Genomic DNA, 15,895 nt, shown 5'->3' with positions numbered 1-15,895 from the left:
TGCCGTTAAGGGATGGCTACGCTCCAAATTATCAACGTGCCGGGCAATGCATTGTCAAATCGATGGGTCTTTACGGACTCTTTCATTTCTTTAATATCAACTTTACAAAGGCCTTTAGCGCTGATAATCGACAAATAACCGCTACCAACTTGGCGGATAAAGTTTAACATATCCTGTAGTCCCTTGCCTCTATCCTCTTCATGGGTACGAGTCCTCCCATATGCAAGCGCAGCTCGAATCATTATTGCATCGTGCCTACCGAGCTTTAGCCTTCTAAGATATTTTTGAACATATTCACCCATTGTAGATGAAGGCAGTGTGTTCGGAATTCCTATCCCCTGATCATAAAACGAAATTTTGAGTTCTCTTTTACCTTCGTCGAATGACGCAGTCAGGTACCAGTTTTTCGGTTCATTGTCATATTGTGGTAACGGATACGCATGGTGAGAAACGTTTGTGATAGCCTCACCTAATCCACTGTGAAGAAATGCCCACTTTTGAACTCCCTTGCCAAGTAGGCTTTGAATTCCTGCTTTTAATATCCTTGATTTTGCATGGTCGCCACATGTTCCTTTGATATAGGGAAGTAGCTTAATCGAGGAAAGTTTTTCATGCTTGGGAAGGTTTGGTGACTGAGAAAATAAGTCAAAATACCCTAGCTCTTGAAACTGCTCAATAATCTCAGGAGACCATTTAGACAAGTCGGGAGATAGTGTGTTGCTTACTTTATCGTCCCAGCGTGAAATTTCTGATGTTAAAACCAGAGCTGCAGAACTTGATACTTTTCTTAAACGATCAAATCGTATGCTTCTTAACGAAACCTTGCAATCCCTCTCGCGTGTACGCTCGACAAAATAGCGAATAGCCTTTATATAAGCCGTAGTAATTTCATATTGATATGAAAAATTCATCGTCTCTGGCAACCAAATTTCGAGCGTTCTTTTGCTTAATTGGACTACCTCAACCTTAAGTGCTCGATACTCTTCAATTTTACGAAGCAATTGCTTTTTCGCCGATCTTGATTTAGGCGAGTAGATGTCTCGTGAATAGCTTCTTCTATTCAGGGTATTGGAGTGGCGAAGACGTATGTTTAGCCTGACGACATACCTGCGGTGCTTTCTGCTAGGCTTCTTCATCAAAAGCTCTCGTTATTTTGGGTATCTCGGTTCAAAAGTAGTCGTAGAATCAGCCTAGCAAAGCCATCTCTAACAGTTGGGTTCTCCAGCACTTCCATCGACAGCTTCTCATGGTCATCCATCGAATCAACAACTCGGTCTAATAGACGCTGTGGCAGTAGCCCATGCATGACTTCACTTTCGGAGTGTTTGTTGACCTGGGCCATGACTTCGTCGTCTTCACGCAAGCGTCCTGCGATGCCCTCGGCGTAGCGAAGTTTGTGCTCATCGCCAACTTCCGCGCCAAATAAGTCATTCAACGCTTCGATGATTTCCTGAAGCTTTTTCTTTTCTGGGTCGTGGGGCTTACCGCTGCCGACAGCTTTCACCGAGCTTAGGTAGCCAACGTCTTCTTCACCGAGCTTCAGTTGTTTCTCAGCCTTTTTAGTGGTGCGGTAGTGGGTCAGAGTTAAGCCTGACAGGTCAACGTCGTCTTCGTCGTCGAGACGCTCTACACGCAGCAATGGCAGCAGGTGCTTTGCGTACACGCACAGCGACTCGAGCTCGTGATCGTTGTATGGCGTTATCTGTGATAGAAACTCATACATCCGCACGTAGCTGTTCAGGTTCTTCTTGAAGAGGTCGAGTTGGTCGACCATCTCACCGGCGGCTTTAACCGAGTCCTCGGCTTTATTAATGCTGACCTTATCACCCGAAATACGAGCCTGGTTCAGCATATCTTTGGCTTGCTTTAACGTATCAACGGCGTGGTTATACCTTGCCATAAACCGCTCTTTGGCAGGTTTGCAGTAATAACCTAACTTTGCAGCCGGCGCTTTCGGGTCGTAAAATGCCTCTGCAAACTTCTCAACTTCCGACCATTCGTAAATGTGCTCTTCATCAAGCTTGCTCATAATGTCGAACAGAATGTGCGGGTCGGTAACCGACTCAAGCTCTGCCGTGGTGTAGTAGGGCTTAAACGACTCCAGAATGTCTTCTTCGCTGTTAAAGAAGTCCAGAATAAAGGTCTGGTCTTTACCCGGGAAGGTACGGTTTAAACGCGACAGGGTTTGCACACATTCAACGCCTTGTAGCTTCTTATCAACGTACATCGCGCACAGTTTAGGTTGGTCAAAACCGGTCTGGTACTTATTGGCCACAATCATCACGTTAAAGTCGTCGGAGTCGAGCGCTTTATCGTGCTTACGGCCGTTCAAACCCGGGTTTAATTTTTTGTCGTACTCGGTCACGCTCTCAGTAATGTAATCATCCGCGGGAACCTCACCGGAGAAAGCCACCAGCGCATGTACGTCCTGGTAGCCTTTATCGACAATGTAACTGGTCATTGCCAACTGATAACGCACCGCTTCCTGACGGCTGGCGGTAACCACCATGGCTTTAGCCTGACCGTTTAGCAAATGACGGACGTTTTCCCGAAAATGCTCAACGATGATTTCAACGCGCTGGTTAATGTTGTAAGGGTGCAAGCGAACCCACTTAGCAAGCTTAATGCGTGCTTTTTTACTGTCGACTTCTTTGTCCTCACCCTCGGGATGAGCAATCTTCCAGGCGGTAGCGTAAGTGGTGTAGTTTTTCAGTACGTCGAGAATAAAGCCTTCTTCAATGGCCTGACGCATAGAATACACATGAAACGGCTTGGGCTTGTTGTCGTCGCTAATGGGCGAATGCGGGTCGTCCGGGCGACCGAACAGTTCGAGCGTTTTACCTTTTGGTGTCGCGGTAAATGCGTAGTAACTGATGCGCTCGTTCGGCATCCGCGCCTGCACGGCGGCGTCTAACAGCTCTTCAGCGCTGACATCATCGCCTTCGGGGCGGTCAGCACCCAACAAGGCTTTTAATTTACTCGCAGATGCACCGGTTTGTGACGAATGGGCTTCGTCCGCAATGATCGCGTAATTACCGGCTTGCAAAGCAGGGTACTTATCAATGGCATCGTACAACGCCGGGAAGGTCTGGATGGTCACAACGATAATCCGCACCTGCTCCTGTAGCGCTTCGGCCAACTGCTCAGACTTGCTTTTATTGCCAACATCGCGGGTAATAGCCCGCACCACACCGTCGGCGTGTTCAAACTGGCGGATGGTGTTTTGCAGTTGCGAGTCGAGTACGGTGCGGTCGGTGACCACCACAATGGAATTAAACAACTTTGAGCCGTCGTCGGCATACAGTGAGGATAATTGATGCGCTGTCCAGGCAATTGAATTGGACTTACCCGAGCCAGCACTGTGTTGGATAAGGTACTTACTGCCGGGACCTTCACGGCGTGTGGTATCGATAAGCTGGTTCACTACGTCCCACTGATGGTAGCGGGGAAATATCAGCGTCTCTTTTTTCTGTGAGCGTCCGTCGAAGTTTTCTTTCTCTTCAACTTCGAGGTGCATAAAGCGGCCAATGACTTTCAGCCAGGCGTCTTTGTTAAACAACCGCTCCCATAGGTAACTGGTGGCGTAGCTGCTCTCAGAGGCGGCTTGCGGGTTACCGGCGCCGCCTACGTGGGTGCCCATATTAAACGGCAGAAAGAAGGTGTCCTTACCGGCTAACTTGGTGGTCATGGCCACTTCGTCCTGACTGACCGCAAAATGCACCAGTGCACCGCGCTTAAACGTTAATAGCGGCTCTGGTTTGCGGGTTACGGGGTCCTTTACCGGACGGTCGAACTTGTATTGGCGTTTGGCGTGTTCAACGGTTTGTTTAAACTCGCTTTTAAGCTCCATGGTCGCGGTTGGAATGCCGTTCACAAAAAACACCAGGTCAATGCGTGGGTTATAGTCGCCTTCACGCGCATGGGGCGAGTAGGAGACTTCCTCAACGACGCGCAAACGGTTGGCCTGATAGCGGCGCTCGGTATCGGGGTTCATGCCATGGTCGGGGTGAAAGGCGCAGACTTTGATGGTGCCGCCAATGGCTTTAAAGCCGTGACGCAAGACATGAAGTGCGCCGTCGCGGGTCATGCCTTTAACGGCGGCGTGAACTAAAAGTTTTTCAGGGTCACCGGGGTTAGACTTACAAAAGCGCTCCCAACGGTCGGGGTAGGCGTCTTTCACGAAACCAATTAAGTCTTCGGTATACACCGCGTTGGCTTTATCGTATTTGGCTGCGGAGCCAATTAACCAGCCGTCTTTTTTCAGGCTATTCAGTATGTCCGTCTGAAACTGACGCTCTTTGCTGTCAGCCATAATGCCTCTCCGTTTGCATTGACGTGTTTGAATCCACTGTATCGGAACCTGCAGGCGGTTGCCAGTCACGCACATCAATTTTGCCGGTAACCGCAGCTGAGATTAGGGCGGAGCGGCGTTCTTTGAGTGTATTGACAAGTTTGAGAGCTTCCCCCGCTAGCTCAAGAAGTCGCCAATTTACACGAACGACGTAATCTACGATTTGACGCTGCTCCTCAACAGGAGGGCAAGGGAATGGCATTTCTCTGATTGTTCCTTGACCAATGTTTAGCATTGAGTCGCTTGCCCCAGTTGCTGCTAGCTCAATTTGCTTTCGCGCCGCTTTTGTCGTTAGAAAAAAACATACAAATCTTGATATTGCTTGACCGGTTAGCTTCAACCTAAAAAGCTTATCGCTAATCATCAAATTGTCGTGGTTCACTGTCGGAACACCAGCGCTGCCTACTAACTCGCGTGTATTGGCTCTCGATATCAAAAGATCTCCTGCTTTGACGGCAAGCTCACTTTTAAATTTAAGTTCAGGCGGAAGACGTTTGTTTTCTGAGTAATCGAATCTTCCTTGTTTAACGCATCCTACTTTTAGAACACCAAGCTCACTTTCGTTGGATACGGGCTCATTAAAGCACTGAGGACTCCAGCCTTGTTCAAAAGTTTTTGTTACATGTTTGATTGGAGTGGTTTCCCAATGTTCAGGGATTTGGCCAAGCCATTCAACACCAGAGTCTTTCATCGGTGCGTCTGGGTTAAGCCCTTTGGTAACCGCGTGACTGATAACTGCCTGGCGTTTTTCTTTGAGCAATTCAATCAACCGCTTTTGCTCGTCAATCAACGCATCGATTTTGGCCGTTTCGTAGTCGAGGAACTGGGCTATTTTTTGTTGCTCATTATTTGGTGGAAGTGGAACCCTTAGCTCTCCGAGGCGGTCAGAGTTAAGAATTTTTACGACATTCCCCATAGATAAGGATTTTAACTCCCGTTGGGATGCAGCGAGTATCCAAAAAATTAATTTAGGGTTCACTATGTCAAATTTTGGAGTCACCGCGGTGATTTGTTGATTCGAAGTTGCCGCTCTCATCAAATAACCAAGTTTTCCTATACTACCTATACAGCAGAGCAACGTTGAGCCAACGGGTATCTGTCTTAATTTTTTCCATGCACTAGCGCTAATTTTTTTTGACGCATTGATTTCCAAAGAGCCTTTTTCAGACAAGTCTTCGGGTCGAAACCAAGGCTTCTCTTTACTATCGTAATTTGAGGAGTCTGAAGTAGGGGGAGTTAATCCGGTCGTAAATCCGGCAATATACTTTAGTTTCGAGTTAAACCAATGGGTAGGTATCTCACCAAGCCAACTGCCAGTTGCAGAATACTCTTCATAGGAAGGTAATTTCACGCCGACAGCTCCTCAATCATCTGCTTGATTTTATCCGTGCATTGTTTGAGATCTGTGTCGATTTCTTCGAGTGGGCGAGGGGGCTCGAATACGTAAAAGTGCCGGTTGAACGGAATTTCAAAGCCCACGATACCGACTTCGCCGTCTTGCTGGTCGCACTTGCTTTCGTCTATCCAGGCATCTGGCACGTGTGGTTTGACTTCACGCTCAAAGTATTCGTAAATGTTCTCAGTCAGCGGAACGTTTTCGTAATCACGTAAGCCGGAGTCTGCCTCTGCGTTGCCTTTCTTGTCGGTACAAACATCAGCATCGCTGTCGCGCTCGCTTAAAGCATTGAGCACAGCTTTAAATTGTGCGGCGGTTAGTTTTATGTCGTTTGCTTTGAGTTGGGCGTTCAGCGCTTTGTTAAAGTCATCGCGATTCGTGAATAGTGTATCAGCATCGATGCGCTGAATGGCCTGTTTCATTTGGTCAAAATCGTCGGTTTTAAGCTTTTGCAGTGCCGTTTCGTCATCTAACCGTACGACACGTTCGTCATTGGCCTGGAAGTTAAGCCGTAACGGGCGCTCAATAGTGATGCGACGATAGCCGAAGGCTTCGTTGGGGAACACTTTGCTGTTTTTGGTTTCTTCCATGGCGCCGTATAAACGCACTAAGTCCTTAATATTGTCATCGGTGAGATATTTACGCTTGCTACCGAGCGATTTACGCATTTTTTCGTAATCATCACTGCCGTCAATCAGTTGCAGTTTGCCTTTACGTTCCGGCTTTTTGGCGTTGGATAAGATCCAGATATAGGTACTGATACCGGTGTTAAAGAACATATCGGTGGGCAGAGCGACAATGGCTTCGACCAAATCGTTTTGCAATAGGTAACGGCGGATCTCAGATTCACCACTGCCCGCAGAGCCGGTAAACAGTGGGCTGCCGTTTAAGACGATACCGATGCGAGAGCCGCCTTCACGTGGATCACGCATTTTGCTTACTAAGTGAAGTAAAAATAGCAATGAGCCGTCTGATACCCGTGGTAAGCCGGGCCCGAAGCGACCATCGAAGCCTTTTACCTTGTGCTCGTCGTTTACAACGCGCTGCGAGGCTTTCCAATCGACTCCAAAAGGCGGGTTTGCCAGCATGTATTTGAATTTTTCATGCGCCAGCTGATCGTTCGATAAGGTGTTGCCGAGTTTGATGTTTTCTACCTGCTGGCCTTTGATCATCATGTCGGCCATACAGATGGCGTAGGACTCAGGGTTAAGCTCCTGCCCAAACAGACTAACGGTAACTTTGTCACTGATGGACTGAATGTACTCTTCGGATTCCGACAGGAAACCGCCGGTGCCCGCTGTTGGGTCGTAAATGGTAATGATACTGTTGGGCGATAACACTTCTTCCTGACCGGTCATCAATAACGAGGTAGCGGCATGGACGCAATCACGCGGGGTAAAGTGCTCACCGGCCGTATCGTTGGAACTCTCAGCGAATTTTCGGATCAGTTCTTCGAATATTATTCCCATACCATAGTTAGAAATGTTATCGGTCGATAGGTCGATCTTGGATCCGAATAATTGAGTGACCTGGTAGAGAAGGTCGGCTTCGGCAAGTTTCAGCACAAACTCTTCGAAGTTAAAGTACTCGAATATTTCACGGGCGGATTTACTGAACGATTGCACGTAAGATATTAAATCTTCGACCGTCTGAGTATCCGATAAAGTTGCCAGGGATAAAGGCGAGGCATTAAAAAATTGGTGACCAGACTCTTTTAACAGAAGCAGCTCTCGAGCTGCATCGTTCTTACTCTGATATTGTTTTGCTGCCTCTAATACCTTTTGCTTGTTTGGTGTTAATACACACTCCAAACGGCGTAAAAGGGTGAAAGGTAGTATCACCCGTCCATACTGGGACTGTCGGAAATTCCCTCGCAGCAGATCCGCCACTGACCAGATAAAAGAAGCGGTTTGAGAGTAGCTTTCAGTGTTCATTTCGGAGCCCTGTTAATATTTTGTTTTCCCTAATTCAGTTCATTATGCCACGCTTAATCTTAATGTCATTAGCTGTGAGACTAAACCTACGGCGCGACGGTTCATGTCGTACAAAAAATGAAATCTCATAAAAATATCTACGCTAGATATATACATCATGCGGAGAAACTTTTTTATGCCATACCCCGGGGTATTTGACCCCCCCGGGCCTTAAGGGTAGTTTCGGTTGATTGAGAATAAAATTCACTAAAGTCAGGGAGGGAAAAAAGTGTTTGATTGGTTGACCGAGTTTTGCAAAGGGGTATTTGGGTTTGTCTCCAGACGGGATCAAGCGCGTATTGATAGATTAGAAAAGCATGGTGAGGAAAAACGTAAAAGCGATATTAAATTGTACCAGGAACTCGAAGCCAAGCTGAAGGAGGGGAGCTCTGGAGTTGTTTTGCTGAAAGAACACAACTTTGCTAACGATTTTTACGATCGGGCGGTCATGCAGCTAGATGACGCCCAGATGTTCTTAAAATCGACGAGATCCAGTTTTCACGACCCAGAGCTCGAAAGCTTAAAAAGTGAGTTACTAAACGAACTCGATGAGTTTCTGCATGCGATCAACGAGAACTGTAGAGGAGCCTACCAAAAAACTGGGCTTATGAGCTGCGTAACAGCTAGCGAACAGGTCAATGAATTCGGTGACTTAAGTGAATCCTCACAAGAGACCGTATTATGTCTGAATGATAAAGCCCGTCGGTGCCACAACACCTATGTAAAGCTCCTAGAGGTTGGGAAAAGTCGCCTGGCTCTTTAGGTCATAAATGTTAGCAGGTGGCTATGCTGGCCCCAAATCGGCCCCAAATTTTAAAATTGAAGAATTACAAGAAAGGAAGGTAGGCTACAAGCCTTTAAAATTGGTCGGCGTGAGAGGATTTGAACCTCCGACCCCTGACACCCCATGACAGTGCGCTACCAAGCTGCGCTACACGCCGACCGAGGGCGTTATATTACTGGTTTTTAGCAATTACTCAAGTACTGCGACGGAGAAGCTTGACCGACTGCCTATTTATTCATCAGATTTAGCACTGAAGCGTTGCAGATGTCTCAGGCCATCTACCAGTACGGGTGTTGCCGGCGATACATTCGGACGGGTCTCAAAGGTCTCATTGTCGAATGAACGCATGCTGCCGTTACCGTTGATGATTGAGGTCACCTCACGATCATAAATCACCAAATCACGGCCGAAACTGGTCATGACCGGGAACTCCCGCGCACCTGTAGTTGAAATATCTCTGCCCGTTGCGTAAGCCCGTACACCTTCTGAGCAATTGATATAGCCATTGACCAGAGTCGGCATCAGATCAGTCAGAATCACCACGTCCTGCGGTTGCAGAGTTAACGATGGTGAGTGATAAAGCGGTACCTGCAGGCGAGACATGGCATAGGGTTCAGCATCATGGTTGACGGCTTGGTTCGGCGTTAATCCGGTAATGACAACGTGGTGCCCATCGGCCAGGGCAAGTTGCACACGCTCAAGCAGGGCAGTATCGACAGCGGTACTTAAGACCACATCAATACGAGTGCGATAGCCACTGGCTTCGCTGGGGTTGAGAAAATCGGGCAGAGCAAACGCAGCAGCATCTCCCTGAATTTCAAACTTCACCTGATAATCGGTTAGTTGCTGCCAGTACGCCGGCTGCTTTTTGGCTGCATATACAGGTGGCGCGTAGATGTCTGCAAGGCCATAGATAAGCTCGAATAAGCCCGCCTGGGTACTCGTTTGACCCAGCACGGTACTGCCGTACTCCTGTAACTGCGGCAACTCCTGCTCGAGCAGTTGCTGCTGCGCCAGAGTCAGATGATTGAAGACCACCACCAGAGTGTTCCGCTGTTCAGGTTGCCGTGCGCACATCAGCTCGCGGGTAGGGTAGTTCAGTTGAATCGCATTGGTTTCACGCAGCAGGCGATCCGTTGCCTGAATCCGTTCTTCAACCAACCAGCCCTGTTTACTCATTAAAGTACGGGCGGTGGTAGGGTAAGAGACCGGAAACAGGTCATCCTGCGCAGTAATAGGCGTGTAAAACACAGCATCAGCCCAGATGTGCAGGCTATGACTGGTAAAAAAGCAAAGTACAAAAACGGCGCTGAACGACGCACCCCAATGTCGTGCGCGCAGCCGGTCCAGACGTTTCCAGGCAATATTGGCCAGGGCCAACTCAAACACCAGTAACACGACAAACACCAGCAGCATGCTCAGTAGCAGTACAAAGCTGGCGCCGGCAAACGCTGCTTCAGCATCGACGGCCAGTTGTGACAGTGAATAGGTGTTGAGATGGTAACCGTACTGGCGGAAGAACAGCGCATCGGCAACCAGAGCAATCAGGCCAAAGGATGCGACGAGCGTTGCGATGCCACGGAGTACTTTGGAATAGGGAATAATTAGACAGAACGGGAAGACCAGCAAGATAAAGACAATGAATGGCAAGAAGGCAAAATGTCCGAGCCAGCTCAGCACCATATAGATGCCACCTAAAAAGGTCGATGGCGTCGCGGCGGCTTCGATATACAGGGTACCTATTGCAAGGGCGAGTAAAATATTGAAGAAGGTGAACCAATGTCCCCAACTGATCAATCGAGCTATTTTATCGCGACGCTGTCTGCGCTGTCTCATAGTTGCCCTGCGTGTTTGCCCAAGAATTCGCTAGCTTATGCTGTTTTTCCTAAGGATTGTAGCAGCACTTTACCAAATTGTTCAGCGACTTGCTGTGCTTGCTGCGGCGAATAGTGTTCGGCAATGATATGAGTGACGGCGTTGCCGAGCGTCATCAGCGCCAGATCGACCGGTGTTTCTTCCGCTTGCAAAGTTTCAAGAACGTCATTAAGAAGTTTCTCTTGTTGTTCGACGGCATATTTTGAAACGATTGGCATCGAAAATTTTCCTCTCATGTTAGAATGCCGGCAATCTTATCACAGGGATTGCAGAAGGACAGTAGTAGAGCCATGCAAGCAGATGTTCAACACAGTATTATTCACCAGTTTTACACCAATGACGGCCAGATTGGCTTACGGGTCGCGCCATCGACATTGGCTATCAATGACGAGGTCAGCCTGCTTCTGGACGAACTCACCGAGGTTTATCAGGCCAAACCCAGTAAGGGCTACGCACGATTTCTGAACGCTGATGATGAGCAGGAAACCACTCTTAAGAGCGATTTCCCAGAGTTGTTGGCGCAATGGCGCAAGCACGAATTAGAATTTGTTGAATTCTCTCAGCAGGCGGCAAAACTCCTGCATCAGCAGCTGCAGCATTACGGCATTCTTGAGCCTGGATTTTTGTTGATTGCGACCTATGCAGAACGCGGGCAGGACTTTCTGGTCGTGGCGTTTCTGCCCAGCCAGGACGGTGTCACCATCGCTCCTGATCTAAGTGTGGATCGCTCATCGCAGCTCGCAATAAGCAAGGTGCAGCTGGCCGCTTCGATTAATTTACGGGAATGGCAGGAGGAGCCGGACTCGACGACTTATATCTCGTTTATCAAAGGTCGTGCAGGGCGTAAAGTTTCTGATTTCTTCCTGGACTTTTTAGGCTGTGCTGAGGGCTTGAACCCAAAGAAACAATCGCAGCAACTCATTGAAACCGTATCGCGTTACGCCCAGGAAGAACAACTACAGGCGGATGAAGCAAGACAACTGCGCAAATCCGTGTACGAGATCTGTGACAACCAGTGGCAGCAAGGCGAGCCGGTAAAAGTAAAAGATCTGTCAGAGCAGTTGCATGAGGCCATGCCGCGCGAACGTAGTTTCGCTGACTTCAACCAAAGCCAGCAGGAACGCGCGTTGGTGGATGAATTTCCTACTGATCGCACCACTTTACGCAAGTTAGTGAAATTTCAGGGACAGGGCGGCGGCTTGAGTGTGGCCTTTGATCAGGAGCTTTTAAGCGAACGTGTCGAATACGATCCGCATACGGACAAGCTCACCATTCATGGTACGCCCCCGAACCTGCGTGATCAGCTGCGGCGCTACTTTGGTATCGACAGTTAAGCAAAGCCTGACAGCAAAGGTATCGAGCCAGACATAAAAAACGCCAGCGATTGCTGGCGTTTTTGCAACGAGCAGTTGCAAGATATTATTTTTGCACTGGCGTGATGTTCGTGGCGTGAAGACCTTTAGGGCCTTCTTCAAGTTGGAACTCGACGTCTTGTCCTGCTTTTAAGGTACGATAACCTTCCATTTCAATCGTTGAGTAATGCGCGAAGATATCTCCTTCACGGTCTTCGGCTTCAATAAATCCAAAACCTTTCGAATTATTGAACCATTTCACTTTACCGGTTGCCATACTTCTACTTCCTTTATTCTGCATTTACTATTTAGTTATTGTTAGAATGGTCATTAACCCAGAGACCCCATTGAAAAAGTCAATTGTTAACGCCATGTTTTACTCTAGGTGAGTTCTGTGCAGAGTCAAGCCCCAATTTGATTATTTAATGTACGACCAAACTGTTAATTTCAGTTATGGGTGAGCGAAATCCAGGTTTTATGGCTATATATAGGTAAGAGACGTTATGAGCAGTATGGACCAACATCAGCAAGGCACAGTGCATCATCGCGAAAGCGAAAAACAAAAGCTGCAGCCACCGCCCATGTACAAGGTCGTCCTCAATAACGATGATTACACCCCGATGGATTTTGTGATTGAGGTGCTCATCAAATTTTTTCGGATGGATCAGGAGCGTGCTACGGACACCATGTTGACCATCCATTATAAAGGCCAAGCGGTATGCGGGGTCTATTCTGCAGAAATCGCAGAGACCAAAGTAGTGCAAGTGAACCAGTACGCCCGTGAGCATGAGCATCCGTTGCTGTGCACCATGGAAAAAGCCTAAGGGCCTGAAGCGTAGTCGTCTGGCGTAGTTGAGGAGTGCTTAGATGCTAAATAAAGCCTTAGAAATAAGCTTAAACGATGCGTTTCGCATCGCCCGGGATCGTCGTCATGAGTTGATGACGGTTGAACATCTGTTGTTGGCGCTTTTAGATAATCCTGAGGCTTCCAAGGCTTTGCGTGCCTGTGGCTTAGAGTTTACCAAGCTAAAACAAGAGCTTTTATCTTACATTGATCGCAGTACCCCGACCTTTGATACGGAAACGTCGGAGAGCGATACGCAACCGACACTGGGCTTCCAGCGTGTGTTGCAACGTGCGGTTTTCCATGTGCAGTCTTCCGGCAACAGTGAGGTGACCGGTGCTAATGTGCTGGTGGCGATTTTTAGTGAGCAGGAATCGCACGCGGTATTTTTGCTGAACAAACACGATATTACCCGCCTCGATGTGGTGCATTTCCTGTCTCACGGATTGTCTCAGGTCGATGATCCTGTTATTCGTCCAGAAGGCGAGGACAATGAACAGCAGGATGCCGCCGCAGACGAACAGCAGAGCTATCTGAAGCGCTTCTGTACCAATTTGAATGCTCGGGCACGGCTCGGTCTTATTGATCCCCTGATTGGGCGTGACGGTGAGCTGGAACGTTGTGTGCAGGTGTTGTGCCGCCGTCGTAAAAACAACCCCTTGCTGGTGGGCGAGGCTGGTGTCGGTAAAACCGCCATCGCCGAAGGTCTGGCCTATCGTATTGTGCAGGGCGAAGTGCCTGAAATTATGAACGACGCCACTCTGTACTCGTTGGATATGGGCGGCTTGCTGGCCGGCACCAAATACCGTGGTGACTTTGAAAAGCGTTTCAAAGCTTTGCTCAAAGAAGTGCAGGCACACGACAACGCCATTTTATTTATCGATGAAATCCATACCATCGTCGGTGCGGGCGCAGCCAGTGGCGGGGTGCTGGATGCGTCAAACCTGCTGAAACCATTGTTAAGCAGTGGCGAACTGAAGTGCATTGGCTCCACAACCTACAGTGAGTTTAAGAATATTTTCGAGAAAGATCGTGCGTTGGTGCGGCGTTTCCAGAAGATCGATGTCACTGAGCCTTCAGTGGATGACACCACCAAAATATTAATGGGATTGAAAGAACGTTACGAAGGCCACCACGGCATTCGTTACACCCAAAACGCAATCCGCGCCGCGGCAGAGCTGTCGGCCCGCTATATCAACGAACGTCATCTGCCAGACAAAGCGATAGATGTTATTGACGAAGCAGGCGCAAGCCAGCGCTTGTTGGCACCATCACGCCGCAAGAAGACTGTGGGTGTTGGCGATATTGAGCAAATCATTGCAAAAATCGCGCGCATTCCGGAGCAAAGTGTTTCGCGCTCGGATCAGCAGGTGCTGAAGCAACTGGATCGCAACCTGAAACTGGTGGTCTTTGGTCAGGACCAAGCCATCGATCAGTTAACCGCCGCGATTCGCTTATCGCGTTCCGGGCTGGGCGAAGAGCACAAGCCAATCGGTTCTTTCCTGTTTGCCGGCCCCACCGGGGTAGGTAAAACAGAGATCACGCAACAACTGGCAAATGCTCTTGGTATTGAGTTCCAACGTTTCGATATGTCCGAATACATGGAGCGCCATGCGGTGAGCCGTTTGATTGGTGCGCCACCGGGTTATGTAGGCTACGAGCAGGGCGGTCTGTTAACTGAAGCGGTCATCAAGCATCCGCATTCAGTGGTCTTACTGGATGAGATAGAGAAAGCTCACAGCGATATTTATAACATCTTGCTGCAAGTGATGGATCACGGCACTTTAACCGATAACAACGGACGCAAAGCTGATTTCCGTAACGTTATCCTGGTGATGACCACCAATGCCGGAGTGCAGGAAACCGTACGCCAGTCGATCGGCTTTAAACAGCAGGATCATGCTCCGGACGCGATGCTCGAAATTAACCGGACCTTTAGTCCGGAGTTCCGTAACCGTCTCGACGGTATCGTTTGGTTTAACCATCTAAGTCCGGAAGTGATCGCCCAGGTGGTGGATAAGTTTGTCACCGAACTGCAGGCACAGCTGGATCGCAAGCAGGTCAGTCTTGAACTGAATGATGAGGCTTATGCCTGGTTAGCAGAGAAGGGTTACGACAAAGCTATGGGCGCACGACCCATGACGCGAGTGATTCAGGAACACCTGAAAAAGCCACTGGCGAATGAGATCCTGTTCGGCAAGCTCACGAATGGTGGTAATGTTCGTGTTAGCGTCGGTAAAGACGGCTTGCAGTTAGCGGTGAGTGAGCGTGAAGCCCGTGGTTCAACCACGGGCTAGCGGCAGCTGCGTTTAGCGCGCGCGGAAGACAATGCGGCCTTTAGTCAGGTCGTAAGGAGTCAATTGCACGGTAACTGTATCACCCGTCAAAATACGGATGTAGTGTTTACGCATCTTTCCGGAAATATGTGCCGTCACCACGTGACCGTTTTCTAATTCAACGCGGAACATGGTGTTCGGCAGGGTATCCAGAACCGTGCCTTGCATTTCAATACTGTCTTCTTTTGCCATTCAAATCCTCGAAATCTCAGTTAAAAACATATGCTCTAGAAAAAGTGGTCAGAATTTTAGCTGTTTTCAGCAACAATTACCACTTGATTTATGTGGCAACTCCCGGGAATACCAAAACCCGGGCGTCAATTTAGCTTTTCCTTGCTGACTTTCACGCAGTCGGTGCAAGAAATGTTGGCGCGGTAATTCGTGCATTCCTAACCTGCTCAGATGAGGGTTCGAGACCTGCGCATCGAGCAGTTGCCCGCCTGCCGCAAAAAAGTGTTCGGCGAATACCAGCAGCGCTAGCTTTGACGCATTGCTCCGCTCGTGGAACATACTTTCTCCGCAAAAGACATCGCCAACGGCAATACCGTACATGCCACCGACTAAAACATCGTCCGCCCAAACCTCTACGGAATGAGCATGGCCAAGTTCATGCAAACGAATAAACGCCTGCTGCAGCTCAGCTGTGATCCAGGTGCCATCAGGACCTGCCTCATGGTTTGCAGCACAGGCCTGTATCACCTGTGCAAAGTCCTGGTTCAGGCTGACATGAAAACCGGTACGTTGCCGGAAGCGCTTCATCGAGCGGCTCTGGTGCAATGACTCGGGGGTAAATACGGCACGCGGATCAGGGCTCCACCATAAGGGGGGAGTATCGTCCGCAAACCAGGGGAAAATGCCTTGCCGGTAAGCATTGAGCAGGCGATCGGGGTGTAGATCACCACCGATCGCCAGCAGTCCGTTTGGCTCACGCAAAGCGAGTTCCGGACGAGGAAAGCTAAACTCATTTTCCGCTAAGCGGAACAT

The 15,895-nt window shown here is 48.9% G+C and carries 13 protein-coding genes and 1 tRNA gene; 4 read left to right on the top strand and 10 right to left on the bottom strand.

Annotation, left to right across the window (positions count from 1 at the left end; genetic code table 11):
• Nucleotides 1–5: 5 nt before the first annotated feature.
• The 4 genes from J6J34_RS06745 to J6J34_RS06730 are packed head-to-tail and all read right to left on the bottom strand — an operon-like array spanning nucleotide 6 to nucleotide 7,681.
• Nucleotides 6–1,136, bottom strand: coding sequence for a hypothetical protein (locus J6J34_RS06745; protein WP_301898691.1), 1,131 nt, complete (start codon nucleotides 1,134–1,136; stop codon nucleotides 6–8).
• Nucleotides 1,136–4,312: a type I restriction endonuclease subunit R gene (locus J6J34_RS06740; protein ID WP_301898690.1), complete on the bottom strand. Its 3,177-nt coding sequence runs from the start codon at nucleotides 4,310–4,312 to the stop codon at nucleotides 1,136–1,138. Before J6J34_RS06740 ends, J6J34_RS06745 begins: the two co-directional genes overlap by 1 nt.
• Nucleotides 4,305–5,702 carry a restriction endonuclease subunit S gene (locus tag J6J34_RS06735; RefSeq protein WP_301898689.1) on the bottom strand — a complete coding sequence of 466 codons (1,398 nt, stop codon included), beginning with the start codon at nucleotides 5,700–5,702 and terminating at the stop codon, nucleotides 4,305–4,307. Before J6J34_RS06735 ends, J6J34_RS06740 begins: the two co-directional genes overlap by 8 nt.
• Nucleotides 5,699–7,681, bottom strand: a complete 1,983-nt coding sequence (locus tag J6J34_RS06730) for a type I restriction-modification system subunit M (protein WP_301898688.1) — start codon at nucleotides 7,679–7,681, stop codon at nucleotides 5,699–5,701. The genes J6J34_RS06735 and J6J34_RS06730 overlap by 4 nt, the downstream gene beginning before the upstream one ends.
• A gap of 268 nt (nucleotides 7,682–7,949) precedes the next feature.
• On the opposite strand from J6J34_RS06730, the gene J6J34_RS06725 reads away from it, so the two are divergent.
• On the top strand, nucleotides 7,950–8,483 hold the full coding sequence (locus J6J34_RS06725) for a hypothetical protein (RefSeq protein ID WP_301898687.1): 534 nt from the start codon (nucleotides 7,950–7,952) through the stop codon (nucleotides 8,481–8,483).
• 101 nt (nucleotides 8,484–8,584) lie between these two features.
• On the opposite strand, the gene J6J34_RS06720 is transcribed toward J6J34_RS06725, so the two are convergent.
• The 3 genes from J6J34_RS06720 to J6J34_RS06710 all read right to left on the bottom strand — a co-directional run bounded on the left by J6J34_RS06720 (nucleotide 8,585) and on the right by J6J34_RS06710 (nucleotide 10,597).
• A tRNA-Pro gene (locus J6J34_RS06720) sits at nucleotides 8,585–8,661 on the bottom strand.
• Nucleotides 8,662–8,735: 74 nt separating this feature from the next.
• Nucleotides 8,736–10,340 carry a DUF3413 domain-containing protein gene (locus tag J6J34_RS06715; protein WP_301898686.1) on the bottom strand — a complete coding sequence of 535 codons (1,605 nt, stop codon included), beginning with the start codon at nucleotides 10,338–10,340 and terminating at the stop codon, nucleotides 8,736–8,738.
• A gap of 35 nt (nucleotides 10,341–10,375) precedes the next feature.
• Entirely contained in the window at nucleotides 10,376–10,597 is a 222-nt protein-coding gene (locus J6J34_RS06710; protein ID WP_301720356.1) for a YejL family protein, read from the bottom strand.
• A gap of 72 nt (nucleotides 10,598–10,669) precedes the next feature.
• On the opposite strand from J6J34_RS06710, the gene yejK reads away from it, so the two are divergent.
• Complete coding sequence (gene yejK, locus J6J34_RS06705; protein WP_301773965.1) at nucleotides 10,670–11,713, top strand: nucleoid-associated protein YejK; 1,044 nt, start codon at nucleotides 10,670–10,672, stop codon at nucleotides 11,711–11,713.
• Nucleotides 11,714–11,798: 85 nt separating this feature from the next.
• Here yejK and cspD read toward each other — a convergent pair whose 3' ends face one another.
• Entirely contained in the window at nucleotides 11,799–12,008 is a 210-nt protein-coding gene (gene cspD, locus J6J34_RS06700; RefSeq protein WP_126761954.1) for a cold shock domain-containing protein CspD, read from the bottom strand.
• A 226-nt stretch (nucleotides 12,009–12,234) separates the two neighbouring features.
• On the opposite strand from cspD, the gene clpS reads away from it, so the two are divergent.
• Both clpS and clpA read left to right on the top strand, forming a co-directional pair.
• Nucleotides 12,235–12,555 (top strand): ATP-dependent Clp protease adapter ClpS, encoded by a 321-nt coding sequence (gene clpS / locus J6J34_RS06695; RefSeq protein ID WP_301720352.1) that lies wholly within the window; start codon nucleotides 12,235–12,237, stop codon nucleotides 12,553–12,555.
• Nucleotides 12,556–12,598: 43 nt separating this feature from the next.
• Complete coding sequence (gene clpA / locus J6J34_RS06690; RefSeq protein WP_301720351.1) at nucleotides 12,599–14,872, top strand: ATP-dependent Clp protease ATP-binding subunit ClpA; 2,274 nt, start codon at nucleotides 12,599–12,601, stop codon at nucleotides 14,870–14,872.
• Between the two features lie 12 nt (nucleotides 14,873–14,884).
• On the opposite strand, the gene infA is transcribed toward clpA, so the two are convergent.
• Together infA and aat are read right to left on the bottom strand one after the other, a co-directional pair.
• Nucleotides 14,885–15,103, bottom strand: a complete 219-nt coding sequence (infA, locus tag J6J34_RS06685; protein ID WP_008489926.1) for a translation initiation factor IF-1 — start codon at nucleotides 15,101–15,103, stop codon at nucleotides 14,885–14,887.
• A 66-nt stretch (nucleotides 15,104–15,169) separates the two neighbouring features.
• Nucleotides 15,170–15,895 carry a leucyl/phenylalanyl-tRNA--protein transferase gene (aat, locus tag J6J34_RS06680; RefSeq protein ID WP_301835639.1) on the bottom strand — a complete coding sequence of 242 codons (726 nt, stop codon included), beginning with the start codon at nucleotides 15,893–15,895 and terminating at the stop codon, nucleotides 15,170–15,172.

It is taken from the genome of Pseudidiomarina terrestris, assembly GCF_030466405.1.
Classification (GTDB): Bacteria; Pseudomonadota; Gammaproteobacteria; order Enterobacterales; family Alteromonadaceae; genus Pseudidiomarina; species Pseudidiomarina terrestris.
This window is presented reverse-complemented; position numbering and strand designations above follow the sequence as displayed.